The 8,118-nt window shown below is 41.2% G+C and carries 9 protein-coding genes; all 9 read right to left on the bottom strand.

What is annotated here, in order from left to right:
* The coding region (gene mrdA / locus Q0F90_RS05485; RefSeq protein WP_296004059.1) for a penicillin-binding protein 2 at window positions 1-1,552 on the bottom strand (1,552 nt) is incomplete at its 3' end.
* Between the two features lie 21 nt (window positions 1,553-1,573).
* Window positions 1,574-2,065 carry a rod shape-determining protein MreD gene (mreD, locus tag Q0F90_RS05490; protein WP_296004061.1) on the bottom strand — a complete coding sequence of 164 codons (492 nt, stop codon included), beginning with the start codon at window positions 2,063-2,065 and terminating at the stop codon, window positions 1,574-1,576.
* Window positions 2,062-2,979, bottom strand: coding sequence for a rod shape-determining protein MreC (gene mreC / locus Q0F90_RS05495; RefSeq protein ID WP_296004063.1), 918 nt, complete (start codon window positions 2,977-2,979; stop codon window positions 2,062-2,064). The genes mreD and mreC overlap by 4 nt, the downstream gene beginning before the upstream one ends.
* A gap of 1 nt (window position 2,980) precedes the next feature.
* Entirely contained in the window at window positions 2,981-4,018 is a 1,038-nt protein-coding gene (locus Q0F90_RS05500; RefSeq protein WP_296004065.1) for a rod shape-determining protein, read from the bottom strand.
* A 191-nt stretch (window positions 4,019-4,209) separates the two neighbouring features.
* Window positions 4,210-4,908: a DNA repair protein RadC gene (radC, locus tag Q0F90_RS05505; protein ID WP_296004067.1), complete on the bottom strand. Its 699-nt coding sequence runs from the start codon at window positions 4,906-4,908 to the stop codon at window positions 4,210-4,212.
* 161 nt (window positions 4,909-5,069) lie between these two features.
* A complete protein-coding gene (locus Q0F90_RS05510) occupies window positions 5,070-5,636 on the bottom strand; it encodes a nucleoside triphosphate pyrophosphatase (protein WP_296004069.1) in 567 nt (188 codons plus the stop codon).
* Window positions 5,637-5,712: 76 nt separating this feature from the next.
* Window positions 5,713-6,345, bottom strand: coding sequence for a hypothetical protein (locus Q0F90_RS05515; RefSeq protein ID WP_296004071.1), 633 nt, complete (start codon window positions 6,343-6,345; stop codon window positions 5,713-5,715).
* A gap of 152 nt (window positions 6,346-6,497) precedes the next feature.
* Window positions 6,498-7,703 carry an acetate/propionate family kinase gene (locus Q0F90_RS05520; protein WP_296004073.1) on the bottom strand — a complete coding sequence of 402 codons (1,206 nt, stop codon included), beginning with the start codon at window positions 7,701-7,703 and terminating at the stop codon, window positions 6,498-6,500.
* A gap of 3 nt (window positions 7,704-7,706) precedes the next feature.
* Window positions 7,707-8,118: hypothetical protein (locus tag Q0F90_RS05525; protein ID WP_296004075.1), on the bottom strand; the 412-nt coding region annotated here is incomplete at its 5' end.

Here is an 8,118-nt window from a genome sequence, read left to right on the forward strand (position 1 = left end):
CGTCCCGAACGATATCCATAATATTCTTTGGTACTGGTAAGATACCGAGTTTATCAGGGCCAAAGATTTCTTTTGGAGTACCATCCTTATTATCGATACGGCTCACCACATATGGTCGATATTTAATACCACCATTGGCGACTTCACTGAGCATAACCGCCATTTGTAACGGCGTAGCCAAGGTGAAAGACTGACCGATGGCCGCATCAAAGGTTTCCCCTAAATACCAATCCTCATCAAAAACTTTACGTTTATATGCAGGGCTTGCCATATTACCAGCCGCCTCGCCAGCTAGATTAATACCCGTTTTTTCACCGATACCAAAGTAGCCTGCATATTTTACGAGTTCCTCTATACCAACGCGATTACCCATTTCATAGAAGTAAACGTTGTCCGACTTGGCAAGGGCTTTATTAAAGTTAAGCCAACCTAATGCTTCACCTTCTGCATTTCTCTTATCAATAAGCCAGTGTTTACCACTATCGAAGATCATCTCTTCAGGTGTAACCTTTTTAAGGTCTAATGCAGCCGTACCAGTAATAATCTTGAATGGAGAACCTGGCGGATACTCACCAGAAATAACCTTATTGTCAAAAGGATGATTTTTATCGTTATTAAGCTGATTCCACTGAGCCGTTGTAATGCCTTTCGCAAACCAGTTTGGATTGAACTCAGGAGCACTAACCATGGCTAAAATGGCACCTGTATTAGGGTCCATGGCTACCACAGCAGCCCCTTGGGCAGGAATGCCTTGAGCTCGCAATCGATCCAATTGATTTTTAACGGCTTCTTCCGCAGCCTTTTGTAAGTTCACATCGATAGTTAGATGAATATTAGAGCCAGGAACCGTATGTTTTCGGTCCACCTCTGCCACAGGACGACCTGTAGCATCTACCTCTACCTGCTTACCACCATCGGTACCACGCAAAATAGAATCATATAGTTTTTCTAAACCAGAACGACCTAAAATAGTACCACCGCTAACAAGGGTATTCGGGTCCTTCTGTTTAAGCTCTTCTAGTTCCTCTTCGCTCACTTCCCCTACATAGCCAAAGAGCTGAGACGCCATCGTCTCATATGGATAGTAGCGAAGTGGCTCAACGTCTATGGTTACACCAGGCAATTCATGACGATGTTCCTCAATAGTTGTTACTACGTCCATTGAAATATCATTGGCAATACGAATCGGTTCATAACCATACTTGTGATCATTAACCTTTTTCGTAATATCTTCAGGCTTCATTTTAAGTAACGCTGCTAATTTAGCAACTTCACCTTCATCTAAGGCCTTGCCTGTTGGCATAATGGAAATAGTATAGGCTGGTCTAGAGCCAACTAAGATCTGACCATTCCGATCGTACATAATACCACGAGCTGCTGTCATCGTAACCATGCGTAGTCGGTTACCTTCCGCCTTAGCTTGATAATAACCACCAGCCAAGATTTGTAGCGTCAACAAACGCAGTGCTAACACTATAAATATGGCCGCTACAATGTAAAAGAGTACATCAAAGCGACTCGTTTTTTTCCGTTTATAGAGGCCTTCAAGCACTCTTTCACCCCCTAACCAAACTTACCAAATATAATCTTGCTCTTCCTCTTTGCGCCACAATAAGCCATGCACAATGGCAGCCAAGACGCCATTCCAAAACAGAACAGGTACGACCATATGTAGCAAATATACACCTAGATGTAAATCGCCACCGCTGGCTAATATCATAAAGCTACGGATCAAACCATCCAACAATGTGCAGATAGCCACAATGGCACTTGACCAATACCAACGTTCTTCATAAATGCGATGTTTTACAGCAGATAACAAATACACCACAATTACATAAGGAAAGAAATGAAGCCCAAAGAAGTTAGATATCAATACATCGTGAATGATACCGCCCACAACCGCTGCCATAATGCCCATGCGACGACCTTTAAACAGCGTTACCATAACGATAATGGTCAAAATCAAATTAGGTAACCAGTTTGTATGGAATATAGCAGGCAACAGTTGCGCCTGAATAAAGTAAATTAAAAATCCACAAAGGACTAAAGCTAGACGCGTCATTGTTTAACGGCCCCCTTTACCCCTTCCACTTGATCTCGTTGCGTTTGAGGCACAAGTTTAGGCTCAAGCTCAGGCTTTTGCGGTGCACTGAGAGATGATGAAGTTAACACAAACACCTCTTCAATATGAGAGAAGTCAACACTTGGTGTGACTACAGCATTTTTCACAAAGCCTTCTGTATCATTTTCAATAGATTGTACATTGCCAACTGGTAACCCTTTTGGATAGATGCCGCCGTAACCAGAGGTAATCAATTTATCCCCTACTAATACGTCACCATCGCGAGCGATGTTTACCATGGACGGTGTGCGTGGCGTATTGCCATTACCTTTTACAACACCAGACAAGCGAGATTCAGGACGCTGTACGAGAATACCTACTGCACTACGAGGGTCAAGAATCGTTTGCACGCGAGCAGAGTGTGGATATACGTCAGTAATGAAACCAACTACACCACTTGGTACAACGACGGCCATATTCACGGCCATGCCTTCTTCACTACCTTTATCAATGGTGAAAGTATTTGTCCACGTACCGTAATCCTTAGTAATAACACCGGCCAAGGTCATAGAAAACTCTGGATGATTACTCTTATAGTTCAACAGTTGTCGTAGGCGAATATTTTCTGCCACAACCTCGTCATAGTTAACAACCTTTTGCTCTAATGCAGCTTTACGAGATGCTTCTGCTTCACTTTCAATGGTAGAAGAAATTGCATTATTCAGCACCGTAAAGCTAGTTTGTACCCCCTCTAATAGACGGGCAGAGCCGTAGGCAAAAGGAGTCGTAATACCTTCAAGGGTAACGGTAACAAAAGGAATACTAGTTCGTTGTTTCCAAGCAAAACCAAGTAACGCCAATAGGATACAGCTAATGACAACGACGATAATTAATTTTTTATCTGACTGTATCATACTAGTCTCGGCCCTTTCTATTCTTAGAATTTACAATAAAACGCGATAAGCTCACTAAATCGGAAGATGCCCCGTTAAGACCTACAACAACCTTTGTTTCAGGTGCTTCTGGCACATGCACTGGCACACCTAACTCAGTACCGATACGATCGGCTAAGCCAGCTAGTCTAGCAGTACCACCTGTGAGCCATATGCCGTGCTGCATAATATCCGCTACGATCTCGGGAGCAGCAGAACGAATCATTTGCTTTACTTCATCAAGTAAGCCCGCAATACAAGTGTCAATAATTTGATACACTTCGGATTGATGAATTACGCAACGTCTGCCCAAGCCATTCATCATATCACGACCTTGGAAGGCATACTCAGCATCCTCTAAAGGAGCGATAGCAGTACCTACGGTATGTTTAATATCTAATATAGTTTCATCTGATACGATTACACCAAAGCACTCTCGTACATAACGCAATAGTGCATTATTAATATCAGAACCTCCAAAGCGTATCGTTTTACTATCTACGATCCCACCTAAGGATACGATGCCCATATCAACAGTACCACCGCCGATATCGATAATCATAGAGCCACGTGCTTCGAAGATAGGAACGCCACAGCCAATCCCTGCCGCTACAGGGCGTTCAATGAGGAATACCTCTCGAGCACCTGCTTGAATAACAGCATCCATCATAGCTCTTTGTTCAACATCAGTCATGCCGCAAGGAACACCTACGAGAACTCGAGCACGACGTAATGCATTGGAAACCTTATTTAAAAAATAGTTAAGCATGGTATGCATAACGCGATAGTCGACGATAAAACCGTCTTTTAAAGGCGTCAAAGGGCGCCACATATCTGGCATACGCAATACGAGGCGTGCCGCTTCATCCCCAACAGCAACTACCTTTTCTTGCTTTGTATCTGTAGCTATAATCGATGGTTCGCTTATAACGGTTCCTCGCGTCCCACCCATGAGGCGCGTTTGTATGGAACCAATATCTATACTTACATCTCTTCCTAGAGTAGGTAAAATGGAACTCATAGTAATTTCTCCTTCATTACATCATCATTCCATTTTACCATAGATAGAGCGACTTTTTCCATTGATATCGGGGCTTTTTGCTATATTAAAAGCACTCATTAATTAAAACCTCCTAGATATCAAAATTCAGGATAGATTCAAATGAGTGCTTTTTTACAATCTTATTTAGTTTTATTTCTATTCTATTTAGTTCAGCTTAATTTACCAATTTCACTGAGGCTCGTAAATTCATTATCGCCGATAACGATATGATCTAGTACAGGAATTCCCATGAATTGACCAGCACTAACGAATAGTTTTGTTAATCGTATATCCTCATCGCTAGGTCTACTATCTCCTGACGGATGGTTATGAATTAGAATAATAGCCGCCGCATTACAAGCTATGGCCTTTTTAAACACAGCCCGTTGCTCCACTAGACTAGATACTAAACCACCATTAGAAATATGCTCTAACTGAATCAGCTTATTTCGAGAGGTCAGCATAGCAGCCCATACATGTTCGACCTCTTCGTGACGCAATCGTTCCATTACGTATTGAGCTATCACAAAAGGCTGCGAAAAATCTTCATAAGTTTCCTTTATCTTTAGCTCCCCTAGCCGTCTTCCCATTTCAAGAGCGGCACATAAAGTTACTGCTTTATCTGTACCAATGCCCTTAATTTTCACGAGGTCTTCAACGGTCATTCGATTGAGCCCATATACGCCATCATCGAAGGACTTTACGATATCACTAGCCAGTGAGATTGCGGACTGTCCCTTTACACCCGTTCGCAATAAAATTGCTAGTAACTCCTCCATCGCCATGTGAGATGGCCCTAAAGTAAGAAACTTCTCTCGTGGCCGTTGAAAAGGTAACATGTCTTTTACACTTACAGTTGGTACTTCCATAGAATCGCTCCATTCAAATAGATAACTCCATCTATCAATCAAGTAACCAACACATCTACTCTCTTTATATATTTCTTGCACAGCACAGCACAGCACAGCACAGCACAGCACAGCACAGCACAGCACAGCCAATTATAACCTATAACGATAAAAAGATAGCGTTATTTAGCTCCTAATGCTTTACATAGTTCGTCATAAACATGCTCAACCGGCAATCCCACTACATTGGTATAAGAGCCTTCTATTTTCTCTACCCATAAAGCGCCTTTACCTTGAATGCCATAGGCCCCTGCCTTATCCATAGGCTCACCACTAGCAATGTAAGATTCGATTTCAAAAGGTGCTAATTCTTTGAAGTACACCTTTGTTTCATTGTGAAAGACCACTTCTTTCCCTTTGATGAGAAGCACTACGCCAGTTATTACAGAATGACATCTACCCGACAAACGTTCTAGCATTTGCCGTGCATCAGCTTCATCTTGAGGCTTGCCTAACACTTCGTTATCTAGGACCACAATAGTATCAGCACCGAGCACGATACTACCTTCAGGAACACCTACTGCACAACGAGCTTTACCTAGGGCTTGAGCTTTTACCATTTCAATAGGACTATCGTAACCTTCATTAGGTTCTTCATAAGTACTGGACACAACGATATGATCAATACCAACTTGTGTTAATAATTCAGTTCTGCGTGGTGATTGACTCGCCAAATATAATCCGGCCATAAACACTCCTTTTATGTATTATAAACATTCTTTACATCAATAAAGCATCAATAATACTACAGTAATACATCAATGATTATTTAGTTTCCTCGGAGGCAACTTTAGTATCCTCTGCTGAAGACGTTAATTTATTGTAATATTCTTGTACATCTTCACCATGTTTTACTGCATCAGCACGAACTGTCGCATAAAATACGATATCTGCTTGAGGCACGCGAATGCGACCTGGAACTTTTTCTTCTAAAATTTCAAAGAATCTATCTTCTGCTTTCAACAACAAACGACCATTCTTAACCTTATTTCCCTCTACGATAGCATACACCAGAGACCAGATCGGACGTGGATCAGAGGTGGAGCATTTTCTATATTTGTAGCGGTATTTAATATTCGACAATAGCTCACGCTCAAATTTGAACACCCCATCAATCATGTCATAGTCTACTTCAAAATGGCGTTTTCTAAAGAAAGAAGATTCTTCAATAACAAGTTTTGTATCTGTCAAAATATATGTATATCGACTAACCGCTTGTTTAACAATAACAATAATAGCCATAATTTCAATGAAATACTCAGCTAATAATACCGTATGTAGTTGAATGCTCCGATACGTTGTATATGCGACTGCACAAAGCAACAAGAATACAAAACACATTACTAATAACTCTGCACTTTTAGCGCGCTGAGACTTCTCTTCATATAATACCGTCATGCTTTACCCCTTTTAATGAAATCACTACTTAATAACTATACATCCTATTATAAGATATTCTATACATAAAAACTACAAAAACCCCGTCCATATCTAAGATATAGACGGGGTTTAATGACTCTATTAGTCACCTAGTTCAGATACGAACTATATTATTTTTTCAAAGCTGCTGTAATACGTTGAGTATCGCGAGCAATCATGATTTCTTCGTTTGTAGGAATTACGAAGATTTTAACTTTGGAGCCTTCAGCACTGATTTCTTGTTCTTTACCACGAACATTGTTGCGTTCGGAGTCAATACGAGTGCCTAAGTATTCTAAGCCATTGCAGATTGCATCACGGTTACCGATACCGTTTTCACCGATACCAGCTGTGAATACGATAGCGTCAACACCACCCATAACCGCTGCAAACGCACCAATTACACGGCGAACTTTATAGTGGAACATGTTCAATGCTAATTGAGCATGTTTGTTACCATTAGCTGCTGCTTCTTCGATAACACGGAAGTCATTAGACACACCGGAAATACCAAGTACACCGGATTTTTTGTTCATTACAGTATCAACTTCTTCGTAGTTCATACCAGTTTTGTTCATCAAGAATGGAACGATAGCTGGGTCAATATCACCAGAACGAGTACCCATGATCAAACCGGACAATGGAGTGAAGCCCATTGTAGTATCGATGGAACGGCCGCCTTTAATCGCTGCCACGGAGGAACCGTTACCCAAGTGACATGTGATAATGCGAAGATCGGACATGTGTTTACCCATCAATTCAGCACAACGTTGTGCAACATATTTGTGGGACGTACCATGGAAACCATAACGACGGATGCCATAGTTTTCATAGTATTCATAAGGAAGCGCATACATGTATGCTTCTTTAGGCATTGTTTGGTGGAATGCAGTATCGAATACGCCAACTTGTGGTACGTTAGGCATAATAGCTTGGCAAGCTTCGATACCTTGAATGTTTGGAGGATTGTGCAATGGTGCTAAGGAGCAACATTCGTTCAATGCATCCATAACAGCTGGAGTGATTAATACGGAATCAGCAAATTTTTCACCGCCATGTACTACACGATGACCAACAGCGTCGATTTCGTCCATAGACTTGATTACACCATATTCAGCATCAACTAAAATATCAAGCAAAATGCGAAGTGCTTCTTTATGGTTTAAGATTGGTTCAACGCGTTCTAATTTGTCTGCGTTAGGACGTTTGTGAGTGAAGATAGCGTCTTGATCACCAATCTTTTCAAAAAGACCTTTTGCCAATTCTGTTTCTGTTGTCATATCAAGTAATTGATATTTCAAGGAAGAACTACCGCAGTTAACTACTAATACGTTCATCGATTAACCCTCTTTCTGTTGTGTAACTTGAATCTTGTTTTGAATTTCTTTGCTGATATCAGCGCCTACCTGATCCTTTTCAGGATATTGGTAGATTATATTCCACAATACGCCTTGATCTAAGAATACGTATTGAGAAAATCTAAATGTTTGCCCTTGCGTTGCATATGTTACATCTATTTTCTTAGCAGATGTTCCACCCAATGCTACGGACTCTTCCTTGATGGTTGCACCCAGTTTAGTGAATTCAGACTTGCTACGATTCAAGAACTCATCAACCGTAGGCAATGGCTTGTTTTCACCAGCACGCAACGCTTCAACCTCAATTACCATATGTTCTGTAACAGACCCATAAATATCGATAGGGTATCCATCATCAGTCATATTTTTGGTGCTTTTACCCATTTCATAAGGC

The sequence above is a fragment of the uncultured Veillonella sp. genome (assembly GCF_934190855.1).
Lineage (GTDB): Bacteria > Bacillota > Negativicutes > Veillonellales > Veillonellaceae > Veillonella.